We start from the raw sequence: 25,216 nt of genomic DNA, 5'->3' as shown, positions 1-25,216 counted from the left end.
CGCTTCGCTCCCAAAATTCCGGTGAGTGGAGCGTTATAGGTACAAGGAGAGTTCAGGTGTTAAAAACAGATCATATAGAAATTCAATGCCCAGAATGTGGGCATACCGAATTTGAACAACCAGACAATGTCCAGGATGACGATTTCGTAAAGTGCAACCAATGCAAGTTTGAAGTGATGTTATGCGATTTAAAAGAAGCAGGTATCGAACAAGCAAAAAAAGTAGTAATTCCTGAAGCGAAAAAAGAAATAGAAAAAATGCTGAAAAACGCATTAAAAGGATTTAAGTGAGTAAATTTGAAATTATTAGTGCTTTAGTATCATTAATAGCAATTGTCATATCTTCGGTGTCTTTAGTTCGCACTCGTAAACTTGCAAAAGAGCAACTCGAATTAGAAAGAGTTACAGCTAAACTATCGCAATTGCAGATTGAAAACTTAGCTGAAGAAAAAGCAAATAAAAATAAACTTTAACGTAACCTTGTCAAAGCTCGGTAAATCATATCATTTTTATATTTCAAATACGGGACAAGGAAGTGCCTACAATTTAAATTTTGAGTTAATTGATTGTGAGGATAGTCCTTTAATTTCAAGTGAACTAAACGATAAATTTCCTCACCCAGAGATGAAAAATAATTCAAGAATTAAGTTAATTGCAGCAATTTGTTTGGGAAGTCCAACAAAGTACCAAGTTAAACTAAGTTGGAAAGACTCCGAAAACGAGCCCAATGAAGAGATATTCTGGGTTTCGTATTAATGTACGTATAACAAGAGTTCAAGATATCAAGCACAGGATTCCAAATAAACTCAAAATTAGACTAGAAGCACTAACTGATTTCTGTCCAGGCACGGCTTAGAGTGACCGCTCTAAATCGTTATATGCCCCATTGTGTGCTAATTACGTTTCCCATACATGCGCTAATGGATAGGCAAAATACAAGACCTAATGGAATGGTCCGCCCACTCCAAATTCGGCTTCAAATGAGCTATGAAAAACACCGATGTTTCGGGGTTACTATTTATCTACATCTTCAAAAACACACCTACCACCATAATCTATCGGACTATGACTAGGAGCTTCTTTTGAGAAAAAACTACTACCGTCGTCTTCTTCCTCCTCGAAGTAATTTGACTCGAGGTTAGTCTTACACTCGATCAAAATTTCTTTAGCTTCTTCAAGATAATCTTTGCTCCCCTCATCATTGAAAACTCTTAGATATACATCAATCGCGGATGAAATTTCTTCAAGATACTCTTCTGGTTCTTCACCATTCCAGTTTGTTTCATAATTGCCTAACTCACTAGTGATTTTCGGTAATGATTCACTCTTAATTTTATGTAGCAAACTTTCCTTTTCAGTTTCAGTAAGTAGCAACATACAAGACTCGTCTAAAGCACCTGCATCAAACCAATTTACCGCAATATCAAAGTATCTAGTAACAGCTTTAAGTCTCAGTGGCTCTTCTAAAAGCCCTATTGATTTTAATTTGAGCAACACCTTCAAATCAGTACAATACTTTAAACCAGAAATAACTCGTAGAGATGAAACGTATTCTGGATAACTATCAACTAACATCTTTAAAAAGTCATAGTCACATCTTCCAGATAGAAAATAAGATAATCCAATGGAGTTATAATAAATTTTAATATCAAGCATTCTTATTCTGTCAATCAATAACCTATAATATTGATTAGACAAAACAATTTTGCTACCAAGAACGTCATCTAAACCACAACTTACTTCCCTAAATAGCTTTAAGATATTTGCACCAGATACGTACTCATCAAGAAATTCTAGATCATTTGAAAAAATATTAGCTAATGCATCTTGAATGATAGGGTGCTTGAACTTCCAAAAATATTTTTTCCCTTTTAGAAAAGAGATCGTAAAGCTTTCTTCAAGAAACCCTAACGACTTCAAAACATAGTATGGTGTACTACCTAGTCGACTTAAATAATGTACGTCTATCAGTTCATTAGGGACTGGTCTTTCAATTTCGCCTCCATTTCGGAACAACACTGTTAGTGCTGCTCGGCTATGAACATCTAAATTTCTAATTGTATCGATCAAAAAATCCATTGGTTTTTCAAAAAAATCAACAACATTTTTTTCGCTTAAAAATAACTTTTTCGTGAAATTTTTGTCACCAAGCCTTCTCGCAACTTCTGGAGAAAAACCTTTACTAATAACAATGCTGGGTAAGTACTTCTTTATTTTTCTTTTAAAATCATGCGCTTGATTACCTAGCTTTATGTGATTATATAGAATTTGTTCCTTCTCATCTTTAGACAGATTCTCTACATAAATTGTTACTTGGGAATTCTTTATTACAGGTGCAGCCGACTCTTTTAAATACCCCTTTGCTTCTTCATATATATATGTTCTGGAGGTAAATATAATTCTTGCACCTTTATTTATCGCGGCATTAAAATGACCCAACTTTAAATTCCAGTCATTGGCTTTAGAATGATCTAATTGAGTAGCACCAAATACGTCGTCAACCCAAAATATTTGATTTTTTTCAAGCGGATTCCAATGCCGACTTAATTCATCCGGAGTGCTTATTTTTATTGCATTCAATTTCCATAAATCTATCGAAGCTAACACCAAAGATGCCGCAATCATAGATTTCCCAGATGCTGGTTCACCTAACAAAAATACAAAACCATTGTCAGTTAATGCATCAACACTTTTGTTATAAGCATCTGTAATTACAAACTTTGCGATCTCTCTCCCCATAGAAGATAGTATTTCATTGGCTTGTTCATAAGCTCTACTATCTACGATTTGAGCTAAATCACCTAACCCATAAACCCTTGGTATTAACATTCGTAGTCTAGCGGATTCTCTAATTTTTTGACTAAGCCATTGTCCAGAAAAAACTCTACATATCTTAAGGCCATCAATCTCTTCAAATGCTTCAATAATTGCAATTTCAGCCTCAGCCGATACTTTAGCATTAGTTATAATTAGATAGTTTTCACACAACCCCTTTTCTGCCAAAATCTTAACTTTTTTCAACTCACCACTTACAAGACTGAGACTAAAGCTAGCATCTGGTTTTATCGTATGTTTACATTGAATGGTAAAAGCACCCTGGAAATTTACACTAGACTCTGAACTATTAAGCCAATTCCCATAAAATGCTAAATCACGACCTCCATCATTTACTTCTGAAAAGACTTGGACAGTCTGACCTAGTACCTCAGATAAAACCGTTGCACATAACTGCTGAAAAGCCTTCCAACCTAAAGAATGCAGTTCATACGTTACTTCGGATGCTTGAACCTTAGTCATTATCTTCCTTAAGGGGCTTTACGCTCATAACTAAATGATAACCTAGTTTAAATCATTGTTAAAACGCTCAATCACTTCAAAGCGATCCATCGGTAACGACTCAAAACGAAACTATTGAAATTGAAAGTTGTGATAATGACATTTCGTTTAAATGGCTCATTGCGCTTTTAGCTATAGTCGCCGCGAGCCTGAACTGTTTGTACTTTATGAACTTCAAGGGTAGTTGGGGGAATCAGGCCGACTTTGGTGACTTTCTTGGACTATTTTATTGCGTTAGATGCACAGTAGTATAGAAAGAAATAACAAGGCTTCTATAGTTGGTGGGGTGAGTCAAGACGCCAGTGATATAGTTGGTATCGAATCAAAAATAAAAACTATTTATGAATTGAGGAGTAAGTTTGTACATGGGAAAATATCAACATTCTCAAACCATGGCAAATACCCTAAATTTGTTGATGAACACGGGGTATCGACCCGATTGAATCACTGTTTGAGATTGTAAGAATATGCGTTCTCAACTATCGAGGGGTATACAAGTTAGAACAACCTGATACGGTTAACCTTAGAGTACCCAAAGGGCTAGTTAGATAGTTTGAGAAGAAGATAAGCGAATATTGCAAAATATAGAATATTCACAAACTAAACAATAGCATCAACACTAGACGATATGTTAAATGACTGTGCTATACCTGATTTAATTGGTTGGCTGCTAATTTAGTAAAGTCATTGACCCGCTTTTGCCCCATTCCTTGTTAGTTCAATTACTCAGTCACCTTGCAAGAATAAGAATTTTCCATCATAAATTTATTGATAAAAGCATCAAATAATAGGTAATTATCTTTATGTATTTTGTATAGATTTAGCATAGTTTCGAGAATCGATCATTTGTTCACGGCAGTACCAAATTCATTGTTCTAAGTAGAAGTTTAGCTGGAATCCACTTATCCTGGATTCCCCTGTTTGAATAACCCTCTCGAATTTAGCAAGTAAATTCTCCCTTACTAAAATACCTTGCGATAATTTAGTTAAACCTCATAAATACAATGGGTTAGTTTTATTTCCTCAATGTTATGTTAATGTATTTAAGCTTTGTAGTTAGAGTGTGCTGCACGCATTCAAATGTTGCTACCCCGTGTTGGTTTTGTGCTGGCATGGGAATTAAAAAATAATAATATTTGCAGCAGATACTAGCTGCTATGACTTAGGTGGATACTAAATGGATATTAAAACGTTTTTTAAAGCTCTAGCAGGCTTAATCGTTTCTTTGATGACTGTAGCTGCAATTATCAAGATCGCAAGCTTTCTTCCAGAGTATTCAATATTTGTATATTTACTGGCTTGGGCTAGCGTAATTATAATTGCATATTCTGGAGCAAATAAATTTAAAGAGTCAGATGGTGAGGATGGTATGGTGATATACACAGACTACCATGATGTATTTAAATGCCTTTCTGTTGCAGGGGTACCAGCAGCCCTATATATGATAGGTCTATACTTTGGTCAGGAGAAGGGGGCATTATTGTTTTCGTCTTTATATGCAGCTACGATGACGTTGCATGTATGTTATTTATCAGCAAAAATGAATAAATTCTCTGACTTGCCTGTCGTATTTATTACTAAATTTTCGATATCCATCATCTGGATTATCTCTGTAATTCAAATACTAGACCCCGCAGGAAAAAATGCCTCCCAAAGACGGACTAATCGAGCTACAGCGACAATGGTCTTGTTCTTCTTAACGCCACTATTAAACATGTTTGTATTAAGTGATGAAGGAAAAGAACTGGTAAGAAATCGTTTTAAAGGACGCCGATTTTCAGGTGCTGGTGCTATACGCAATAAGTTAAAATAAGTGGGGGGAGCAAGCGCTGCTATCAGCTTAGTAATACCTCCATCAACCATGCGATATTCTGCCGATGAAGTCTTCTAACGTCTTTGCGGAATATCGCTATCTAGCTCTAATTATCAGTAAAGTGGTTTGGCTCTATCATCAGTTAACACTGAGTTGTCGTGATATTGAAGAATTGCTGGTCGCTAGATGTCTGGTTGTCAGATCAGAAGTCATTCGACAGTGGTGGGAAAGGGGAAACATGTTTCTGTCCAGAAATGTGTCTTGGGGTGTAAATTATTTATGCCCCAAAGTGTGTTTGAAATGGATATATTTTACGGTTAAACCGATTGCATTTATCCTCAAAAATATAATATCACGTTCATAGAATAGCCTGAGTCGCTGTACTAAAGTGTAATGACACATATGATGAGGTTGCGTCATTATCTCTCTGCTTCACCGATAAATACAGCAAAGACATCAATGGGCTTAAGACACTCGGCATTGTTGTTTACCGAGCTTTTATCGTTTGACTAATATTGCTATTATACATCTGCCATCTTATAACTAGACATTAGAGCAGTGGTAGCACCATATCAACTCTGTGCATATTAGGTCCCCAGCCATCTTTAATTTTAGTCGTCTTTTTTGCACCAAATTTTTCAAAAAATGCAGTTAAAAGATGACTGGTTGCGATGTCTATGTGGGTAACCTTACAATCAACGGCGATATTTTTAGCATAAGATATCATTTGAGTGCCAAGACCTTTGCCATGCACTGATGGGCAAGTCATGATCCATGTAATACTCGCTCTATTATTTTTCTCGTCTATATCCAAGCCAAAAACGGCCACAATTTTACCTTCGATTTGTCCAATTTTATAAGTTTTTGCTTGTTTTTCGAGAAATTCAACATAATCTTGTCTTTCATTATTTGCGAAAAACTCGGGACAATTTTTATCAAATAATGCAATGCACTCTTCAAAATATAAATCACAGTAATCTAAAAACACTAATTTATTATCAGTCATCATTATGTTCACTTATTGTTTAATATTACAAATCAATTTGATGTGTTTTTAAGGCCTATTTTGACGTTTAATTTAAAATAATTTGATTATTTTATTCTAATTTCCTTCTTATACTTAACTGATTCAAGTGTAGCTAACCAAACTAAAGGTAAGATGATTAATGCTGAACCTATCACAAAACTTAAATCAGGAACTTCATCAAACCACATGATGCCCACTATGACAGCACCTAATAAGCCAGTATATTCAGCGCTAGAAATTTTATGTGCTTCAACTGTTCGGTATACCAAGACGCATATACCTGCATAAATCAAAATGAATAAATTTGAGCTAGCCGCTGTCAATAGCGGGTACCAATCCAAAGGTTGGTTTTCCCAAATGGCTAAACTAAAGGCAAACGGTATACCCATTAGATTGGTCAAGAATAAAGTCTGAGCGACAGTGTGGTGCTGAGGAAGTTTACGAACTAATAGATTATTTGTAGCCATTGTTACCGCGACTATAAGTGCAGATACAGCCGCCAAACTAATTTGTGTCGGTTGTACAATGACGAGAATACCGACAAACCCCGCTATCGATACGGTTATAGTAGGGGTGGTTAACGTGTCTTTATAAAATAAAAAACCCAACGGCAACATAAGTAATGGGGCAGTATAAAAAATTGCATTAACAGTTGCCAGAGGTAGAGCTTGAAGAGAAAACACCATGAATATAGCCCCAAATAGCCAAACATGTCCACGTACAAAGTGCCATTTTAAATGACTAAATAATCTTGTTTTTGTATTGAATAAGCAAAATGGCAAAAGCATCAACACTGCTGTCAATTGTCGAAATAGAACAAATTGATACACAGCAGCTCCAGTCGGCAGGTTTTTTATTACAGCATCCGAAAAGACAGCGACAATATTTCCTAAAATCAATAACACCATTGCAAACCCAACACTCATCTTCGGCATTCTTTCCCTCGATTTATTCTAAAAATGTAAAAACTGGATACCATTGCGTAAATCAGATGTTTAAGTAAGCAGTATATTCATATAAATCTATGACGTATAATGATATATAAATGGTTAGTATTAGCTGAGGTAATAATGAAATTGCCACCATTGCGCGCAGTACAATGTTTTGAATCAGTCGCTAGGCTTAATAGTTTTTCAAAAGCAGCAGAAAGCCTTAATGTTACTCAAAGTGCAGTGAGTCACCAAGTACGAATGCTTGAGGAGTATCTTGGTGAAGCCATGTTTTACAGGCAAGGCCGGACAGTTTCATTAACCGAAATGGGAGAGCGTTACTTCACCGAAGTCAGTCAATCATTAGCGGCTCTGTCCAATGCCAGTCAGATTATTCGACACGGTAAACCTGGATATATTCGTTTAGCGCTTTATAGCTCCGTGGCCGTCAACTGGTTAATTCCTCGATTAGAAGATTTTCGTATACAGTATCCAGAGATAGAAATAACGTTAGATATGCTCACAGGTCAGCCGGATTTTAATGACCAATTCGCAGATTGCTTTATTACCGTAAATCCACCAAAACGTCACTTTGTCAGTAAATTGTTATTTACTGAAAAGTTATTTCCTGTTTGTGGTCAAAAGCTTTGGGAAAAAATAAGAGATAAACCACTCCCTGAGGCATTGTGGCAACATACCATATTGTCTGTGCGATATTCTGACACAAATCAACATATCGCTGATGATTGGTTACAATGGTGTAAAGCCGGCGGGTTTGAACTACCTAGTGATCTAAAAGTTAATCAATTTAGCCATGTGTTACTTGCGGCAGAAGCTGCACGTTACAATTTAGGAATTACGCTTATTAATAACTATATGACGGTAGATCAATCTCATAAACAGAATTTCGTCAGAATTCCTATGCATGAATTGAAAACCGGTGATAACTTTTACTTTGTCTATAGTGAGTTAAATTCTAACAGGGCTGATATAAGAGCGTTTGGTCGTTGGTTGGAACAGCAATGCTATACACTTAATATATGATAATTGTCGTGTGGTCATATCAGGGCGATAGCGCGAACGTTTTTTGAGCACTTTTAGTATGTTTTTACAACTTCATTTGTTCAGTAAGTTATCGCTTCATGATTGATTGGAAGTAAATCAGTATTGTAATCATTCATAGTGAGCAAAAAATGCACACTCATGTGGTTGTCCAGGTGGTCATATCCCGTCAAATAAGGCCTTTCACCAAATTGATGGAGTAACAGGTTGTATTGGCTTAGTAAAATTGGCCATAATAGATGTGTAGTAAACAGATAGTTTTTATTTCATATCACATATATAAAAGAATTAAAGTTTTTAGTGTATTAAGGTATTTTTAATGAACTAGATGTATCATTTTTTGATGTATAAATAAAATTATAATAAAACTACAGCATTAATTAAAGTAACTTCCCTATCTCTTATTTAGTGTTCCGTTTTATTTGATTTTTATTGAAAATAATTTAAAGAATGAATAGCTTAATATTTGAGGAATAAATGAGTAACAGACCTGATATATCGATTTCATCATTGGATGCGGAAAGGTTATTTAAATTAATTGAGTCATTACCGACAAAAAAAATGATCGGAATAAGTGAGCTCGAGGAAGAGCTTGCTCGTGCAAACATCTTAGAGCCGATTGAAATGCCGCCTACAATTGTGACAATGAACTCAACCGTTAAATTTACAGTAGAATCATCTCGTGATGAGTTTTTGATGACACTTGTTTACCCAAAAGACGTTGATTTAAAAGGTGATAAAATATCAATCCTTGCTCCGGTTGGAAGTGCGCTACTTGGGCTATGTCAAGGTGATGAAATTGAGTGGCCCAAGCCTGGTGGAGGGCTAATAAAAATTACAATTAAAGAAATTTTCTATCAACCTGAAAGGGCTGGAAATTTTAGTTTATAGCATTTGTGCTTTACTGAAATTACTATTTATTGAGTGGCTATTTTTATCTATACAGCTGTTAGCAACGGTTGTATTTCTTTATTGTTAAATTGTCTTAAATATACTTGAAGTTATTTTTTAAGGTGCTATATTATTTTTATGAAAAAATTTAAACTTACATCTTACTCTATTATATTTTTAGGGAGCTTTGCCCTAAAATTCCCCGCTTAAGCAGACGTATTGCTGCGTCCATATTTTTTTCAGATTAAATTTCTTTTCACTATTAAACTATTAAATTAATTTTATGGTTTGGGGCGTTTATTAACTATTTTTACAAATAGAGTTAATTAAAAGTCGATTTCATATTGAAATTTTTATTTAGTTTGAAAAATTATTTAACATAAATAAAAACTGTTCATAATTCTTGCTAATAAATTAAGGAGGGCGATGGATATTTTTATGTTACATATGTAGTTTACTTTATTAAATATGCATTATTAATACTTTAATTATTATTAGGTGATTATATGTCTAAGCATGAAATGAAAAAACCTTTGCTGTCATTAAAAGAGAAACGTAAGTTGAAAAAAGACTCAAATGATTCAGTTATAGTCAAAGTTCGAAAGAGAAAGGGGTAGACGTTATAAGGGGTTAATCATATTGACCCCTTTGTTTACTAGGTTGATTTTTACTATGAAATTTAGCATAGCTAATTTCCTTTTGGCTATGCTATGGCATTATTTTTAAGACATTCACATGTAAATGCTTATGTCGTAAAAAGCTAAATAATTGCATTTGATAAGTCAACATTAACCAATATCTTACTTGGGTTCTGAAAGTGAAAAAATTTTGGCGTTAGCTCAAAAGCTGTTGAGGATAAGAAGTTAAAATGCCTAAATCTAAGGTTGATAAAAGTATATGTAATACTGCTCTTAATCTAGGAGTGCTCAAAACTAAGCGTGAAAAAAAGATCTCAGTTAGAATACCAGAAAGCTATGTTGATATAGTTAAGCTATTGATTACATACTTGGACGGATACACGATGATCAATAAAGATTACCCTCAAGTAAGTTCAGAAAAAGCGTTCATACACTCTTTGCGAGTAAGAGTGCAAGAAATTATCATTAAAGTGTTAACGTCTAAATAAGTGTTACTTAATGTATTGCCGTATTTAAAATACATAATGTGCTAAGGCTTAAGCCATAATAGGTTTTAAGCATCTAATTTTTATACTTTTAAGTATTAAAGCTATTCGGTCTGGATTAACATAATGAGATTCTATTTTACCCGTATGCGTTCTAAGGATATCTGTCCACCAAGGCAACCATTCAAGAAAATTGTTTGGTCATGGGTAGGTGCATTTTGTGGTATCTATTTAGTCGCTAGCTTGGCTTTTTATTTCACAATAAGCCCAATTGGTAGCATGTTTGTTATCGGATCTTTTGGTGCTTCTGCGGTATTGGTTTATGGCGCGCCTTTGGCTGAGTTTTCACAACCACGTAACTTAATTGGTGGTAGTGTGTTGTCAGCTTTAATCGGCGTTGCTGTTTATCAAATCTTTATGAGTTATATGGTGTTAGCTTGTGCGTTGTCGGTATCAATATCAATTGCGTTAATGTACCTCACAAGAACGTTACATCCACCAGGCGGTGCTACTGCACTGATTGCTGTCATTGGTGGCGAAAATGTCCACCAACTTGGTTTTCTCTACGCGCTTATGCCTGTTTTTATAGGGACTATATTACTTTTGCTTGTGGCCTTGGTCGTCAATAATCTCTCTACCGATCCCAAACGTCACTATCCAGTATATTGGATATAGTGATTTTATAATATTTGTATAAGTGAATTAATAATATATCAATATTTTTATAGCGGTGATTTCACCGCTATGTGTAGAACTAAATGCAAAAGCTCATAATCACAACTAAACGTGATGATTAATTCTCGCTTATAATCCCTTTTATTATTATTGATAGTATTTTTTGCTGCCAGGATAATAGATTAATGGGTCATACTAATAGATAGAACGTTATCATTGGCGTCTAAACAAATATTCAATGTAAGCCGGAGTGATCGACAGTGCGAGATCACGAACGTTTTACGAACAGATTCAGTGTGTTTTTCAAACTACATTTGTTCAGAAGGTTTTCACTTCATGAATGATTAGAAGTGATTCTATATTGAAACTATTCATTGTGAGTAAAAACGCACACTCATGCGGTTGCCCTGGAGTGATCGAATTTAAAATAGGATCGAATGGTGTTATGCCTTTCGGTAGTAACACAGGGGTAAAAATATTTTTTTCACACTCTTGTGTTGTTAATTCATTATTTATTTCACCATTAATGATGAGTTGACTAACCAGTAAATGTTGTCAAGTCACTGCCAATCGTACTGTAGGGTTATTAATTTCGTCACCTTTTTGCAAGTTTGATAAATAAATTCCATACTGCGGTTTTCTGGCTGATTCTTGTCCATTTTCAAGTTAGCTCGGCCAACACATTTCTGTCCAGAAATGTGTCTTGGGGTGTAAATTATTTATGTCCCAAAACAATTTTGAACGCAACTTATTGAGCCGTTAAGTTTTGCTAAGTTGACCTAATTTTAGTAATGACACAAAGTGTACTCTATTGCAGGTACAGTTCAATTCAAGAGAGATATAATGGGAAAGACAAAAGAGGGTTACGATGAGTTTATCCATAAAATAGCAGTGTTATCAAGGTCCGTGGTGTAATGGCACCAGTCTGTCTTTGCCCCTTTAACATCGCGTATATGCACCAGCATTATCGCAGCATCAATATCACCAACTTGAAAGAGAAGCTTTCAAAGAGGCGTAACGCCATACTTCCTATAAAAGTTATTTTTTTGCATAAGCTATATATTGAAAATTACCCTTGAAAGGGTTGAGTTTCAAAAGCATTATTGTTAAGTTATCGAAATGAAATATATTCCAACTCTTACATCATTCTTCTTCTGGTGGCGCTCTAATTAGAGCGGCACAGAATTCTTACATTCTTAAGCTGCTGGAAGGTAGCTAAGACGGTAATTTCTTTAGTATCTCCAGTAGTGATTTATTTTAACTAGGAGATATACCCGTGAACTCAAAGCAAGATTCAGATAAGCCAGAAATTATTTTAACAGGCGATAGAGCTACAGGCCCATTGCATTTAGGTCATTATGTCGGTTCTTTAAAGCAGCGTGTAGCTTTACAGGCAATTCATGAACAAACTATTCTTGTTGCTGATATGCAAGGTCTTACTGATAATGCTCATAATCCGAAAAAAGTATCATCCAATATTCTAAATGTCGTTGCAGATTATCTAGCAGTCGGCATCAACCCTTCTATAACAACGATTTGCCTTCAATCAAAACTACCCGCCCTTGCTGAATTAACTATGTATTACAGCAATCTTGTATCAATCAGTCGCTTAGAGCGAAATCCAACTGTTAAAAGTGAGATTCAACACAAAGGGTTTGAACGTTCTATTCCTGCTGGTTTTTTAACATACCCAATATCTCAAGCTGCTGATATAACGGGTTTTAACGCAACATTAGTTCCTGTTGGGGATGATCAATTACCAATGCTCGAACAAACTAATGAGATAGTGAGAAAAGTTAACTCACTAGCAGGACGTATTGTTTTGAATGAATGTCGACCTTTATTAAGTAATGCATCACGTTTACCAAGTACAGATGGGAAAAATAAGATGTCTAAGTCGATGGACAACGCCATTAATCTTGGGGCTACCGAAAAAGAGATCTCCGCAGCGGTAAAATCTATGTATACCGACCCTAATCACCTAAGGGTTGAAGATTCTGGCAATGTCGAAGGAAATATTGTTTTTACTTATCTTGATGCTTTTCATCCAGATGAAAACTATATCAGCCAACTAAAAAAGCACTATCAACGGGGAGGGCTTGGTGATGGTACAACTAAAAAAATATTGGAAGAATGTTTACAGGACATGCTCCGACCAATAAGAGTGAGAAGATCTGAGTTTTTAAGTGATAAGGCTCAACTAATTGATATTTTAATAAAAGGAAGTCAAGTATCTAGAGATAAAACAGAAAAAGTACTTTTTGATGTTAAAGATATCTTTGGACTTAATATTTTCTGAACAACTTGTTTTCAACAGCTAGCTTCTAGACAAATAATTGGCAGAAGGCCTCGAAGCTGTTGTGCGTTCATACTAAAGTTTAATAATTCTTAATAGTGTTTGATCATTTATATTATAGTAACCGCTGTGGTTGCCGGGTAACAGTGAAGCCAATCATTTTCTTGCAGGTAGGCTACTCTTAAAAATAGATTCATATAGCAAGTACTTTAAATAAATTAAGTGATCCTGTGTCTCCCAACTGTCGCATTTAAGTGCGCCTTAAACACATTCGTGTAATTTAAACAGTTGGGATTGCTACACTTTTCTGATATAAAACAATATCTTCTTCAATATCCTATAAGAACGTCATGAACCGCAGAAAAATTATACTGCCTTTTATTCTACTTCTCATCAGTTTTCCATCGTTTGCAGAGGGTAATGACACTAACGATTCTTTTAATAAAGCTAAAAAAATGCTCGAAAGAAATGTTTATTATGATAATCGCGAGACAATCTATTGTGGTGCCAAATTTGATGCAAAAAAGAATATCGAAGCGCCTCAAGGCTTTGTTACAACAACATACCTTAAAAGGTCTAAAAAAGTAGAGTGGGAACATGTAGTACCAGCTGAAAACTTTGGCCGTGCATTTAGTGAGTGGCGTAATGGTCATCAAGAGTGTGTTAGCGGCAAAGGCAAAGCATTTAAGGGGAGAAAATGTGCTGAGAAGATGAATACAGAGTATCGGTATATGCAGGCCGATATGCATAATCTTTTCCCTGCAATCGGTGCAGTTAATGCACTACGTAGTAACTACAACTTTACTATGCTGCCATCTGTGAAGTCAGATTTTGGCAGTTGCGACATGCGCATCGATGATAGAAAGGCCCAGCCACCAGAAGGTGCAAGAGGAACAATTGCGCGCACTTATATGTACATGGAACAGTCTTATTCGAAATACAAAATGAGTAAGCAGCAGAGACAGTTAATGACGGCCTGGGACAAACAATATCCTGTCTCTAAATGGGAATGTAAACGTGCTAAGCGTATCGAGAAGCTTCAAGGTAATCCGAATGAAGTCGTCAACTCAAGATGTCTTTCTGTAAACTAAAAGACAAATCCAAGATTGTATTTATATCAATAAACGCTTTGCATTAATTTGGGTCTAGCTATGCTAAAAGAAATGGATTTTTTACCTGCGAATACGTTAGGGAGATTATTAGGATATAAGGGCATTAAGCTTGACCGCACAACATTAATCGTCCACATGAGAAGCGTCCGGGCTGCACTTGATTTAACTCAGAGCAGCGAGTTCGCTCAGTTGAATGAAAGGTGGTACGGCAGTCAATTGACATTGACGTTAAACAACGCCTCACAATCAATCCGCTTCCTAAAAAAACTGAATGCAAAAGAATTTGTTCACATTCTAAATAAACAAATAGCCATCTCATTCGCTGAATACCTTTCAAGTCTGGTTGCCACATGGGAGAGCGCTGTTGTCACTCAATACCCAAGACAATCATACCTTCGTGAGCTTCAACAGATTTGCTCGACAATCAATAAGGGGTATAAAAGCGACCCAGCTACCTGGAACCAATTTTTAAGTGATGATTTAATCAAGCAGATTAAAGCGATTATTCAATTTTATCCGGTTTCGTATGAGGCACTTCAAAACCACCACGAAACAATTCATCTAGGAAAGCGAAAAGCATTTTTCGATTGCGTTGAGGCGAACCCTTTAACAGACGAACAACGTTTAGGTGTACTTCGCTCTGATGACCTTAACATGGTACTGGCGGCTGCTGGGACCGGTAAGACATCAGTGATGGTTGCCAAAGCGCTGGATTTAATTGATAGAGGGTTAGCAAAACCTGAAGAAATTTTGATATTGGCATACAACAAAGCTGCCGCGAACGAATTAAAAACGCGTTTAGAAAGAAGTTCGAACAAAACGGGTATCACCTTAGATAAAACACCACACATTTCCACATTCCACTCACTAGGTCGTCAGGTGTTGCGCGATGCTCGTATATCAACTTACATGAGTATTTTTGTCGAAGACCCCCTCAAATTGAAGCAATGGGTAACAGAGTGGCTGCTGAATTATTTATCTGAGGATATAAGCCGTCTCGTCGATTTTATCAGTTTAACCCCAGAGCCTGTTGACCCGTTTACCATCAAGACACAAGCGGAGTACGAAGCGTATGTCCGTGATAATGAACTTCGCACGCTAAATGACGAATTGGTCAAAGGTTACCAGGAATTGGTGATTGCAAACTTCATGTATTTGAATGGGATACCCTATACCTATGAAGCTAGGTATGTCAGTAAGCGAAGAATTGAAGTTGGTTTTGACTACTCGCCAGATTTTCATCTCGACGGTACAGACATTTATATTGAACATTTTGGTATTGATAGAGAAGGCGGCACACGGCCTGATATTGATGCTATTCAGTACAACGAAGAAATGAAAAGTAAGCGAGCACTACATATTGAATGCGGAACAACACTTATTGAGACATTCCATTATGAATGGGTTGAGGAAACGCTCACGTCTGGCTTAGAAAGGAAACTTAAACAATTAGACATCAAATTTAATCCAATCAACAGTGAGCAGTTGCTTGAGCAGCTTCAAAGTACCGGTAAGATAGCTAACTGGTGTGACTTATTGTTAAAAGCGTTAGCATCAATCAGAGTTGAGCGGCTTGATTACGATGGCATGCTGGCCCGCTTTCAACATGCCAAAATATCGCAACCTCAGAAGTACACTGTATTACTAAATGCTCTACATGAAGCCTATGTTCAAGAGCTTAAAGATCAAAATGCGATTGATTTCGATGACATGATTATTCGAAGTATCGATGCAATAGGACAGGGTTTATTCACCCCCAAATGGACTTATGTACTTGTCGATGAATTTCAAGATATCTCGACTGCACGTATGGATTTAGTCAAAGCCATTATTGAACGAGGACCAATACCATCTTTAACGGTGGTCGGTGATGACTGGCAATCAATTTACAGGTTCTCCGGTGGCAAACTCGAACTCACCACTCGATTTGATGAACTTGTTGGTCCTTATTCGGAAACAAAGTTGCAGAAAACGTTCAGATATAACAACAGTATTGCTGACACGGCAGGCCTGTTCATAATGGAAAACCCTGAACAGTATAAAAAGCATATTGAAACAAACACTAAGGTCGACGGTTCACAAGTGTACTTACTTGATGACAAAGTCGGCGTTAAAGATGGTTTATATCAACGAGTCGTTGAAGTCGTTTCAAAAATTAAAAGTGTAGATAACAATGCCAGTATTGCGGTTATAGGGCGTTATAACTATCTTTTAAACGAATCTAAAGCTGCTTTAGCCCAAAATCAATTAGTTCAAAACGTATCACTTTGGAGTTTTCACAAGTCAAAAGGTCTGGAAGCTGATTACTGTATTTTAATCGGTTTTTCACAAGGAAAATTAGGGTTCCCAAATGAAAATATTGACCAGGCAGTAATAGAAGCTTTATTACCGGCATTAGATGCATATCCACATTCTGAAGAAAGGCGATTACTCTATGTTGGCCTCACTCGGGCCAAGAAGAAGTCTTATATCATCGGTGACCCAACTTCTCCATCAGCATTCATCACAGAATTATTAGCACCCAAATATGACGTGAATATTCATTCGAAAGCATTCCAGGAACGTTATAGAAAAATATTCAAATGCCCTAATTGCGAAGCAGGCTATTTGAAACTGATAAATGGAAAATTTGGCGGATTCTATGCCTGTAGTTCCGGCAAAGGATGCAGGGTAGGTAAGGCTCGTGTTTGTTCCGAGTGTGGGGCACCATCAATCGATAATAGGACTACTAGTGATTGTAATAACCAGGATTGTCGTCATTCAATGAAGACTTGTGAACAGTGCGGCAGACCGATGAAGCTGCGAAATGGCAAGTTCAGTGATTTTTGGGGCTGTTCTGGCTATGGAATACAAGATGACCAATGTAGGAATACCAGGAAGCAATAATTCCTAATTAGAGTGGTCTTCCTGAAGTGTACTTACTATTTATGTCCAGATATGTGCTTTGTTCGTATATTATTTATGCCCCATTATGTTTTAGTAACACCATTTGAGGCTAACTCTACTATGAATATATTGACCAAATTTATGTAATGCTACAGAGTATCTGCCAGCTAGCGGGTTTCAGACTTTACTACTTTGAAGAGGAATTAGGTTGGATAAACTCTATATTATTGGCAATGGATTTGATTTACATCACCGCTTACCAACAAGTTTCAGTGGGTTTTGCGAATATTTAAGGCTGCATAACTCTGCCATTTCCGATTTATTGGCTAGCGCCATTTCCTATGAAAGTTCTGATTATGATATTTGGAACCGATTTGAAGAAAATTTATCGTTTATTGATATGGGCTATCTAGAAGAGCTCGTAATTGAGTACATTCCAAGCCCATCAGACGATGAGTATTTCAGTGATATGGGGGCTTGTGGTAGCGAATCAGAAAAAATAATTTTTAACCTTACCGAGGGACTCCGTAACGAATTTTCTAATTACATTCAGCTTGCCTGTTCATGTAAAGTGAAATCAAGCCTGCTCTTGAATATCGATCCAAATGCTATTTACATGAGCTTCAACTATACCAAAACACTTGAAGATCACTACGGGATCAACAGTGATAAAATTTTATATGTACATGGTACATTTGATGAGAAAGAGAACATAGTATTAGGGCATGCTATTAACCCCGCAACATTCGCACCAAAGCGAGACAATGAAAGTCCGCCTGAAAACCTATCCCCAGAAGAACTCGAGCAATGGTACGAGTATATGTCTGACCAACAGAATTCATGTCTCGATGACGCTAGAGAGGAACTATTCTCATATTACCAAAGGTCATATAAGAACTCAGATCAAATAATTAAAAATAACTCAATTTTTTTTGCTGAATTAGGGCGAATAAAATCTATTTTTGTACTTGGCCATTCAATGTCATTTGTTGATATCAAGTATTTTGAGGCCATTAAAGCTCGAACATCGGAACTTTGCTACTGGACCGTGTCGTTTTATGGTGAAACGGAAAAGACAAACTTAGAAGATGTATTATTAGGACTGGGAATTTTACCTACAAATTTCAATTTAATAAAAATATGCAACTTAAGCTCAGATATGACGACTGAATTGTGAATATGAGAAAACTTTGGGAAGAGGTTGCTTTGATACGGCAGAAAATAGAGTCGATAGCATCTGAGGATAAGTGCTTTTTTAGCTCTGATTTCCCAATCAATGCGTGTAAACATGCATCAATGTTGCTGTGCTATCATTTGTCCAAAAAAAATTATAAGTCTTTGTTCCTCATCTTTGGTATATCAAAGACACACGATTGCGAAGTTGGACACTGGTGGATAGAAAGCGAAGACCTTTTAATTGATATCACAGCTGATCAATTCAATCTGATAGAAGACTGCGTGCTTAGCTATAAAATTAAGGAGAACAGGCAATATCTTCCAATCTATTGTTGCCCCGTAACTCAAGCTCCTCACCGTAAAGTATTCACACTGGTTGCAAAAGAACGATGGGCTTGGAGCGAAGAAGACGTAAGCGAAGTTTACCTAGATGAATTGGATAATTTATATCGCAGTTTGATGTAGCAGCTCACATAATAAGTCGTTATCCCATATAAATATTAATCTGAAACTCACGAATTAGAGCATAAATCTAACGCATTTCTGTCCAATTACCTGTTGCTTTCAATTTTTAGTGCGCGTATTTTGACCAAGTTTTAATAATGCCCAGATAGCGATTACTGCACTGGTGGCGTTCAAGATAGATTATGAAACTTGTTTTATATAGGATTTTATTTTTACTCAACCAAAGGAAGGCTTGCATGAGTATTTCTGAAATGTTTCACAGTTAGTTGGTAATCTTTTGATAAGTAACGCGGGAACTATCAGTACGCGTTATGGTGAGCTTACCGCAGCACTAAATAAATACCAAAAAAACCTTTAAGATACCTTGTCTAGTTAATTATTTGATCAACAAGGTCTTACATGTTGGTTGTTTTTTATTCAAACGGTCGCGTTTAATAAAAAAGTTATAATTTTAATAAGTATATCTAAACTTATATAACTTAAACAACCGACATCCTTATCCACTATAGCCTTGCCAAGCAATCGTATAAATATACTCTCACCAGTTTTATACAAGTACTTATATTTATATAGTAAGCAACTTATAATTATGCGTTTTTGTATATTTGACGAGTATTGAATCTGCCGTTATATTCTAATCACACCTGTACAACATGTTGAGTTATAAATTGGTGTTTAATAACTGGATAATTTATTTTTGTACGAAAAATAATTTATAGATCTTAATGAATAAAATTTAATTGCATCAATATTGTATTGGGCGATGTAACTTAAATTAAAAGGTAACAAGTATTAAAGTTAAATCAACCAATGAAGACAATACAAATAAATTTATTTTAACTCAATGTCTAAGTTACACGTAAATATAATCATCTACTATTTTAATTTTTATTAGGAGCTTTTATGCAAAATAAACAAAAAAATGAATTCAACAAAACTGTCCATCCAGAATCATATACATTACATGACGTAATGTTAGTTGTTGCTCCGTCTTGTGCAGGAAAAACAACTTACATAAATGAGCATTTCAACGATCGTTTCGTCATTTCATCAGACAACATTGTTGATGATGTTTGCAAAAAGTATGGCTTAACTTATTCTGAATTTTTCCAGCTGGATTTCAAACATCAAGTTAGAGAAGAACAACGAACATTTTTTGACCAATCAATAAAGGAATCCAAAAAGCACAATAAAGTCGTTTGGGATCTAACTAATTTAACAAAAAGAGACCGGGCCAGAGCTATGTCTCATTACCCTAACGCCATATTTAGGGCTGTTGAACTTGAATTCAAAGGCTGGGAAAAAGAGATCATTAAGCTAAGTCATGAGCGTGGTTTAGCAACCGGAAAAATAATACCTAAGGATGTTTTATTGAATATGTTTAAACGCTTTGAGCCAGTGTCTAAAGCAGAAGGCTTTACCGATCTCACAACTACTAATGTCATTTCATCAATAATCGCACTGAAAAATGCGGCTTAACATAGGGATAGATATGATGACAGATAAAAGTATATATAATCGCCACATTCGAAAATGCAGAGGATATGTTAAAGGTTTAATCGGCTGGGAGCGAGCCACTGGAATTCGTGACTATTTTAATAAAACCATTCATCCACACCCTAGCTTTACATTACATCAAATGGCAGGTGAAAGGTGTTATTGGGGAGATAGTGACCGAAATTTTTCTTATAGGTTAATGTGTGAAATGGCATCACTAACAGTTGTTAATGAAGTGAACTTCCCCCCAAATGATAACAAGGGTCTTTAACACGGTAAGTGAAGCTTTGGCTGGTGTAAGGCAATAAGCAAAGTCACAAGACACTACTAAACTCGCGAGTGGTTCGCGGGAAAGTCTTAATTTGTTTTTGGCCGAGCTACGCTGGAATAGAGCCAGCTCTATTTGATGGATGCGATTTGGACGAAAAAAGTAATAACCAAGAAAATTAAATCAACTGACAACACAATTAAAACTGGAGTAAATACTGTGCAACAACTAAGTTCATTACAACTAGAATCCGCCAACATTTTAATGAAACAATTCAATTATGAATGATTATTACAAGACACAGTTAAAATCAATAAAATATTCGGCGGTCACTTCATATTTTTATTTTGATAACTGAACTTACACATCTTCTTATGCTATACAAATGATCGAAAGCAAAATATCAGAACTTAAAGATATTTTTTGAAAGGGCACCTTCGAATGAAAGTTATTCTTGCGTATATGAGGATTTATTTTCAAAAATGAGAGGATTTATTGATCAAATAAAAGAAGATCGAATGTAAAATGTCTAACAAGTGTTAGTTAACAACAAAATTTAAGGAGTATATATATTGAGTTGTAGATTCCAGTACCATAAAAATGTGGGACTGGAATTTACAACTCAATATATCTTGATTAGTTATCAGTTATTGTTGGCAGTTTATCCCACAATTGATGCTCCCAATTTAGAGCATTAAATGCTTCTATCACAAGATGATCTAGCTTGAATCCTTCAATTTTGTCCCCGTCTTCATCGACAATTTCGAGGCCCTCAATTTTTATATCTTGATCATCTTCAATCGATATATCGAACTCGTAAGCATCTTCAATACTTTTACTTCCCCCTTGGGCAGTCCAAAAAAAATCGATTTTTATTTTGTCGGCTGTAGCAGTGCATGATCCCACCACGTAAGAAATATAATATGGATGCATTTCTTCCGGTGCCCAATCCTCACTTCTATCAACGTCTAATCTTTCAAACTTTGTATCTGCTTCAAAAATATTGAATTCGAATTCCAGTTTTTTTAGTTGTTCAATAGTTAACGTTGTCATTATCTTCACCTTTTCTTGATTTAAATATACGAACCAAGTTCGTAATATAAATAGATTAACAAGTAAAAAAATTGGTAGTCCTGAAACAAAGCAAGAAAAAATGCTCTATTGAAGAAACTAGGGCTTGTTAATCTTTTGTGTTTAAATATTAAACAACTTTTTCGGAATTTTTGGTTGAATAAACGCTAACTATCTGAACAACAGCGCATCCATAAAGGGCGATAACTCAAGCGGTTGCTCAACCACCACAATCAAACCGTTAATCGACTTACGAAAGTCCACGGTGTCTAGATGCAGGTAAATCTGAGCCGAGTCAACGAACATCTCATGCTGACAACGCCTTGAACTTGAACAATTGAGCCAACCAATCAGGCTCAGTGCTGGCAGGTAACGATAATGTCGATTCACCAAATTGCAGCGACATCATTGCAGTATGAGGTGCAGGCTTGCCGAGTTTGATGAAAGATGTAGCGGATTTGCGTTACTGTCATTTTAGCAACGACCGCTTGAAGGCCTGAAAGTATTTAATGTCCAGCTGGTGTTTTGTTTACAAAAATCCACCACAGACAAGCAGCTCGCTTCCTGTTGCTCGATGATTGATTGCCATTCCTAAGATCAACGCCGGGCCATATTCCACTCCGATTATTATCAAAGTGGGTATTGTTTTCTGCAAACTCAGTTAGCGGAATACTGTGTTAGCCAGACGCTTACGATGTAGAAGTTGAATGAATGACATTGAGTTTATTAATAACCGAACGTTGCTCGGAGACAGATGAATTGTTACGCCCCTTTGCACTCAAGCTCATTGTTTTAACCTTCATCGAATATCATCGGTCTTATTTTTAATAAATAGTGTAATTTTAGACGAGGCGACGCCCCTAGATATTGTGATATTTAGTGAGGCATTGCGCGTTGTTGATGTTAAATCTGTTCCACTCCCCCATAAAACTGTTTTTTGACTTAATTATGCTACCTTGTCCCATCCAAAGCACAGATCTTGGGGGGCGTCGCTGTCTTCATCTTTCCATGCCATAGCGTCGGTCTCAACGTTTTGCATACACTGCTGTATGTCTGATCCGTCGTATACGGTTTCATTGTTAGTATCATGCTCGATATTAGACCGGCTAAGCTCCAAAGGCGTGTAAGTTCTTGCATAACCGCCGCAAAATATTAGAGCAAGAATTTTTAAAATCATTTCCATAATTGCCTCAGCTAGCATTTCGGTGTCGCCCCATCTAAAGGCTAAATCGGCATAATATTGTCCTTTATATCTGCGAACGATTACATTAAGTCTTAAACGCTTAATAGTAGATACTTGCTTTTTAGTTACTTTAACTTTTACACGTATGCCGGTAAGTCCTAAAGATGGATTATCTCTTATTGCTTCGTAGTCTAAGCCCTTGCGGGCAGGGTTTAAGATCGCGCCCCAACTGGCATGACTAGACGATACCTTAGAGCCACTATGAGACTTATCACTGCCTTTTAACTTGTACGACACGCCAGTGCAGTGGCCGATCTTATCTTCACGAGCTTCGATGGTAACGCCACGTTTTTTTAATGCGTTAACGTAGTCAGTAATAGTTACCAGTTTATCATCTTTAAATACTTGCTTAATTTTAGATCGTATTAAGTGGCGCTCGTCTATGTAATTAAACGTACCATTTTTTGAACTTGCACTATTTCTTGCCTTAGCACGTATTGCACGATCTATATTATTATTGCTTGCGTTCTCTGACATGATGTAAAATGAGTTTTCAGGCGCTGTCAGTCCAAATTTTTTACATATACGATCCCTTACTTTCTGGGCTTTTTCGTAGTGATTGTGTTTTGATATTAATTTACCATCGCTATCAACTCGGCAGGCTCCGATGTGCAGGTGTAAGTGTTTTTTTTCCTTGTGGATACCGCCGCAAAATAAGCTTTTATCGAATTCGTAGCCCATTCCTGCTTGGAACTCTTCGAGCACTTCTGCCCACTGCTTATCTGTTAATGAGTCTTCATAGCGTAAAGTTAATGTTGAGTGGTTATATAGCTTTCCGTCGCGGTTAGTGCCGACATATAACCCCGCTTGCTGCTCAAATTCTGCGACCAGCTCGTTTAGGTTAACTTCTGCTGTACCATCGGTATTTATAGATATTGGGTCGTCACTTATCGCGCTACCTTGAACAAATACTATATTGCCCATTGCGTGCTCGTGATCATCATTTGCACGCAAAAAATACTCAAGCGTTGCTCTGATACCGGATCTGTCTTGGAAGTCTTTATATATCATACAGTACCCCTTTTTTATTATTGTTATTAGAGCCTATATAGCCCTCTGGCGGCTTGTAACCCGTGCCTATACACCGGCAAGGACAAGTGGCTTTAAGCCTCTGTAAATACTTTTGACTTAAGCTCGTGCAGTCTTAGTTCTAGCTCCGCAATTTCTTCTTGTACAGTACCTATTTTAGTTTCTCTAACCGCCATTAATTTTTTAGCTGTAGTTAGTAAATTTATATTGCCCATCTCGCTTTCGATCGCTAATTGTTCCCAGAATTCATGGTTAACAGGTAATGTAATTTGCTTTCTAAATGTCTGAGTATGAAGTTCTTTAGTTAGTCGACTGTGTTCAGAGAGTTCAATTTTTAATGCTTCACGCTCTGACTCTGCATTTATGCCGCGTTCGGCAAGGTGGTAATAATCACGCTTAAGTGCGTTTAAATTAGTAGAAGAGTTTTTGTAATGACGGCGTAAATCTTCGGCTGGTTCGCCAGGGATTAACAGTGTAAATTTTTCTTGAGCTAAAATGCTTAATACGAGGTCATACATAAAAAGCCCACGCTGCTTATACTTGGCTGCTTTTGCTATACATGTAAATAGATTGCGTTCTGTTTTGGTGGTTCTAAATGTTACCGGAGCGTCTCTCAGCTCTTCGGCATTCTTACTTGGTCTTCCTCGGTTACTCATTATATAAATCCTCGGGGCTTAGGCCCTCTTCTATTATTATTTTATTTACTAAGCGCAGATGACACGTAGTGGCATTGAGCACCAATCCAGCCGCAGATGACACGTAGTGACGTTGAGGATTGAACCTTTACAGGTAGGGGGATAGAGGGGTACGTAGTACTGCCGATTATTCCGCTACAGTAAATATAGCTTGCCTAACGCTTCATATTAAAAAAACAAGTAATGTCAATTATCTATATGTTTTAAAACGTTTTTATAGATTTAATTATAACATATTACGTAATATATATTGAGTGTTTTTTATACTACTAAGAGTTTCGAACTTGTCATGTAAAGTGAAAATTTGTGAAGTGGATTTAAGGAGAGTTTTCCGATCTGTTTTAATATAAAATTAGTGTCATTAGTGGCAATAACAGTGTCACAAACGGCAATAGTGTTGTCACTTGCGCATTAATTATACAAAAGTAGAGTTCATATTAAAATTATAGATAATGTCAAAAAATATAGATTCGCACTCTTGTATTGCGAAATAAAATAATGTTGCTCTATGCCTTTGCGATAGGTATACCAAAACTTATTGTTACCGCAAACAAACCTTGCGACAATTAAAAATGAAAAAACTATAAATTCACGCTCGCAGTCAATGAGTGCGGTTTATTTTT

The 25,216-nt window shown here is 36.3% G+C and carries 20 protein-coding genes; 13 read left to right on the top strand and 7 right to left on the bottom strand.

Going from position 1 to position 25,216, the window contains the following annotated elements; genetic code table 11:
* Nucleotides 1–56: 56 nt before the first annotated feature.
* Complete coding sequence (locus FH971_RS14060) at nucleotides 57–290, top strand: ECs_2282 family putative zinc-binding protein (RefSeq protein WP_140234735.1); 234 nt, start codon at nucleotides 57–59, stop codon at nucleotides 288–290.
* Nucleotides 287–472, top strand: coding sequence for a hypothetical protein (locus FH971_RS20475; RefSeq protein WP_206194425.1), 186 nt, complete (start codon nucleotides 287–289; stop codon nucleotides 470–472). Before FH971_RS14060 ends, FH971_RS20475 begins: the two co-directional genes overlap by 4 nt.
* Nucleotides 473–1,013: 541 nt before the next feature.
* Here FH971_RS20475 and FH971_RS14050 read toward each other — a convergent pair.
* Complete coding sequence (locus FH971_RS14050) at nucleotides 1,014–3,296, bottom strand: nSTAND3 domain-containing NTPase (RefSeq protein ID WP_140234734.1); 2,283 nt, start codon at nucleotides 3,294–3,296, stop codon at nucleotides 1,014–1,016.
* A 1,216-nt stretch (nucleotides 3,297–4,512) separates the two neighbouring features.
* Between FH971_RS14050 and FH971_RS14045 the strand changes: the two genes are divergently transcribed.
* Complete coding sequence (locus FH971_RS14045) at nucleotides 4,513–5,148, top strand: hypothetical protein (protein WP_140234733.1); 636 nt, start codon at nucleotides 4,513–4,515, stop codon at nucleotides 5,146–5,148.
* Between the two features lie 550 nt (nucleotides 5,149–5,698).
* Here the strand turns inward: FH971_RS14045 and FH971_RS14040 are convergent.
* Nucleotides 5,699–6,157: a GNAT family N-acetyltransferase gene (locus tag FH971_RS14040; protein WP_140234732.1), complete on the bottom strand. Its 459-nt coding sequence runs from the start codon at nucleotides 6,155–6,157 to the stop codon at nucleotides 5,699–5,701.
* 83 nt (nucleotides 6,158–6,240) lie between these two features.
* The gene (locus FH971_RS14035; protein ID WP_140234731.1) at nucleotides 6,241–7,110 is read right to left on the bottom strand and encodes a DMT family transporter; all 870 of its coding nucleotides are present in this window, start codon (nucleotides 7,108–7,110) and stop codon (nucleotides 6,241–6,243) included.
* Between the two features lie 135 nt (nucleotides 7,111–7,245).
* Here FH971_RS14035 and FH971_RS14030 point away from each other — a divergent pair, with 135 nt between their 5' ends.
* The 10 genes from FH971_RS14030 to FH971_RS13985 all read left to right on the top strand — a co-directional run bounded on the left by FH971_RS14030 (nucleotide 7,246) and on the right by FH971_RS13985 (nucleotide 20,558).
* Nucleotides 7,246–8,148 carry a LysR substrate-binding domain-containing protein gene (locus tag FH971_RS14030; protein ID WP_140234730.1) on the top strand — a complete coding sequence of 301 codons (903 nt, stop codon included), beginning with the start codon at nucleotides 7,246–7,248 and terminating at the stop codon, nucleotides 8,146–8,148.
* A gap of 495 nt (nucleotides 8,149–8,643) precedes the next feature.
* Nucleotides 8,644–9,057: a nucleoside diphosphate kinase regulator gene (gene rnk / locus FH971_RS14025; RefSeq protein WP_140234729.1), complete on the top strand. Its 414-nt coding sequence runs from the start codon at nucleotides 8,644–8,646 to the stop codon at nucleotides 9,055–9,057.
* 1,249 nt (nucleotides 9,058–10,306) lie between these two features.
* Complete coding sequence (locus tag FH971_RS14020) at nucleotides 10,307–10,855, top strand: HPP family protein (protein WP_140234728.1); 549 nt, start codon at nucleotides 10,307–10,309, stop codon at nucleotides 10,853–10,855.
* A 1,276-nt stretch (nucleotides 10,856–12,131) separates the two neighbouring features.
* The gene (trpS, locus tag FH971_RS14015; protein ID WP_140234727.1) at nucleotides 12,132–13,154 is read left to right on the top strand and encodes a tryptophan--tRNA ligase; all 1,023 of its coding nucleotides are present in this window, start codon (nucleotides 12,132–12,134) and stop codon (nucleotides 13,152–13,154) included.
* A 347-nt stretch (nucleotides 13,155–13,501) separates the two neighbouring features.
* Nucleotides 13,502–14,242, top strand: a complete 741-nt coding sequence (locus FH971_RS14010) for an endonuclease (protein ID WP_140234726.1) — start codon at nucleotides 13,502–13,504, stop codon at nucleotides 14,240–14,242.
* A 60-nt stretch (nucleotides 14,243–14,302) separates the two neighbouring features.
* Nucleotides 14,303–17,149: a UvrD-helicase domain-containing protein gene (locus FH971_RS14005; RefSeq protein ID WP_140234725.1), complete on the top strand. Its 2,847-nt coding sequence runs from the start codon at nucleotides 14,303–14,305 to the stop codon at nucleotides 17,147–17,149.
* Between the two features lie 208 nt (nucleotides 17,150–17,357).
* Nucleotides 17,358–18,326 carry a bacteriophage abortive infection AbiH family protein gene (locus FH971_RS14000; RefSeq protein WP_167496029.1) on the top strand — a complete coding sequence of 323 codons (969 nt, stop codon included), beginning with the start codon at nucleotides 17,358–17,360 and terminating at the stop codon, nucleotides 18,324–18,326.
* 2 nt (nucleotides 18,327–18,328) lie between these two features.
* Entirely contained in the window at nucleotides 18,329–18,790 is a 462-nt protein-coding gene (locus FH971_RS13995) for a hypothetical protein (RefSeq protein ID WP_140234723.1), read from the top strand.
* A gap of 903 nt (nucleotides 18,791–19,693) precedes the next feature.
* Complete coding sequence (locus FH971_RS13990) at nucleotides 19,694–20,269, top strand: AAA family ATPase (protein WP_140234722.1); 576 nt, start codon at nucleotides 19,694–19,696, stop codon at nucleotides 20,267–20,269.
* 13 nt (nucleotides 20,270–20,282) lie between these two features.
* Complete coding sequence (locus tag FH971_RS13985; protein WP_140234721.1) at nucleotides 20,283–20,558, top strand: hypothetical protein; 276 nt, start codon at nucleotides 20,283–20,285, stop codon at nucleotides 20,556–20,558.
* A 633-nt stretch (nucleotides 20,559–21,191) separates the two neighbouring features.
* Here the strand turns inward: FH971_RS13985 and FH971_RS13980 are convergent.
* The 4 genes from FH971_RS13980 to FH971_RS13965 form a co-directional block, all read right to left on the bottom strand.
* On the bottom strand, nucleotides 21,192–21,608 hold the full coding sequence (locus FH971_RS13980) for a hypothetical protein (protein WP_140234720.1): 417 nt from the start codon (nucleotides 21,606–21,608) through the stop codon (nucleotides 21,192–21,194).
* Between the two features lie 189 nt (nucleotides 21,609–21,797).
* Nucleotides 21,798–21,932 (bottom strand): IS66 family insertion sequence element accessory protein TnpB, encoded by a 135-nt coding sequence (gene tnpB / locus FH971_RS13975; RefSeq protein WP_140234719.1) that lies wholly within the window; start codon nucleotides 21,930–21,932, stop codon nucleotides 21,798–21,800.
* Nucleotides 21,933–22,572: 640 nt separating this feature from the next.
* Nucleotides 22,573–23,880 carry a relaxase/mobilization nuclease domain-containing protein gene (locus tag FH971_RS13970; protein WP_140234718.1) on the bottom strand — a complete coding sequence of 436 codons (1,308 nt, stop codon included), beginning with the start codon at nucleotides 23,878–23,880 and terminating at the stop codon, nucleotides 22,573–22,575.
* 92 nt (nucleotides 23,881–23,972) lie between these two features.
* Nucleotides 23,973–24,554, bottom strand: coding sequence for a hypothetical protein (locus FH971_RS13965; RefSeq protein WP_140234717.1), 582 nt, complete (start codon nucleotides 24,552–24,554; stop codon nucleotides 23,973–23,975).
* Between the last annotated feature and the right edge of the window lie 662 nt (nucleotides 24,555–25,216).

The organism is Shewanella polaris (assembly GCF_006385555.1).
Classification (GTDB): Bacteria; Pseudomonadota; Gammaproteobacteria; order Enterobacterales; family Shewanellaceae; genus Shewanella; species Shewanella polaris.
This window is presented reverse-complemented; position numbering and strand designations above follow the sequence as displayed.

Excerpts from the sequence above, each read along its gene's own strand:
- FH971_RS13970 (WP_140234718.1), bottom strand. The coding sequence starts at position 23,880 with ATGATATATAAAGACTTCCAAGACAGATCCGGTATCAGAGCAACGCTT.
- FH971_RS13985 (WP_140234721.1), top strand. The coding sequence starts at position 20,283 with ATGATGACAGATAAAAGTATATATAATCGCCACATTCGAAAATGCAGA.
- FH971_RS14020 (WP_140234728.1), top strand. The coding sequence starts at position 10,307 with ATGAGATTCTATTTTACCCGTATGCGTTCTAAGGATATCTGTCCACCA.
- FH971_RS14050 (WP_140234734.1), bottom strand. The coding sequence starts at position 3,296 with ATGACTAAGGTTCAAGCATCCGAAGTAACGTATGAACTGCATTCTTTA.
- FH971_RS14040 (WP_140234732.1), bottom strand. The coding sequence starts at position 6,157 with ATGATGACTGATAATAAATTAGTGTTTTTAGATTACTGTGATTTATAT.
- rnk (WP_140234729.1), top strand. The coding sequence starts at position 8,644 with ATGAGTAACAGACCTGATATATCGATTTCATCATTGGATGCGGAAAGG.
- FH971_RS13990 (WP_140234722.1), top strand. The coding sequence starts at position 19,694 with ATGCAAAATAAACAAAAAAATGAATTCAACAAAACTGTCCATCCAGAA.
- tnpB (WP_140234719.1), bottom strand. The coding sequence starts at position 21,932 with ATGTTCGTTGACTCGGCTCAGATTTACCTGCATCTAGACACCGTGGAC.
- FH971_RS14035 (WP_140234731.1), bottom strand. The coding sequence starts at position 7,110 with ATGCCGAAGATGAGTGTTGGGTTTGCAATGGTGTTATTGATTTTAGGA.
- FH971_RS13980 (WP_140234720.1), bottom strand. The coding sequence starts at position 21,608 with ATGACAACGTTAACTATTGAACAACTAAAAAAACTGGAATTCGAATTC.
- FH971_RS14030 (WP_140234730.1), top strand. The coding sequence starts at position 7,246 with ATGAAATTGCCACCATTGCGCGCAGTACAATGTTTTGAATCAGTCGCT.
- FH971_RS14010 (WP_140234726.1), top strand. The coding sequence starts at position 13,502 with ATGAACCGCAGAAAAATTATACTGCCTTTTATTCTACTTCTCATCAGT.
- FH971_RS13965 (WP_140234717.1), bottom strand. The coding sequence starts at position 24,554 with ATGAGTAACCGAGGAAGACCAAGTAAGAATGCCGAAGAGCTGAGAGAC.
- FH971_RS14005 (WP_140234725.1), top strand. The coding sequence starts at position 14,303 with ATGCTAAAAGAAATGGATTTTTTACCTGCGAATACGTTAGGGAGATTA.
- FH971_RS14045 (WP_140234733.1), top strand. The coding sequence starts at position 4,513 with ATGGATATTAAAACGTTTTTTAAAGCTCTAGCAGGCTTAATCGTTTCT.
- FH971_RS13995 (WP_140234723.1), top strand. The coding sequence starts at position 18,329 with ATGAGAAAACTTTGGGAAGAGGTTGCTTTGATACGGCAGAAAATAGAG.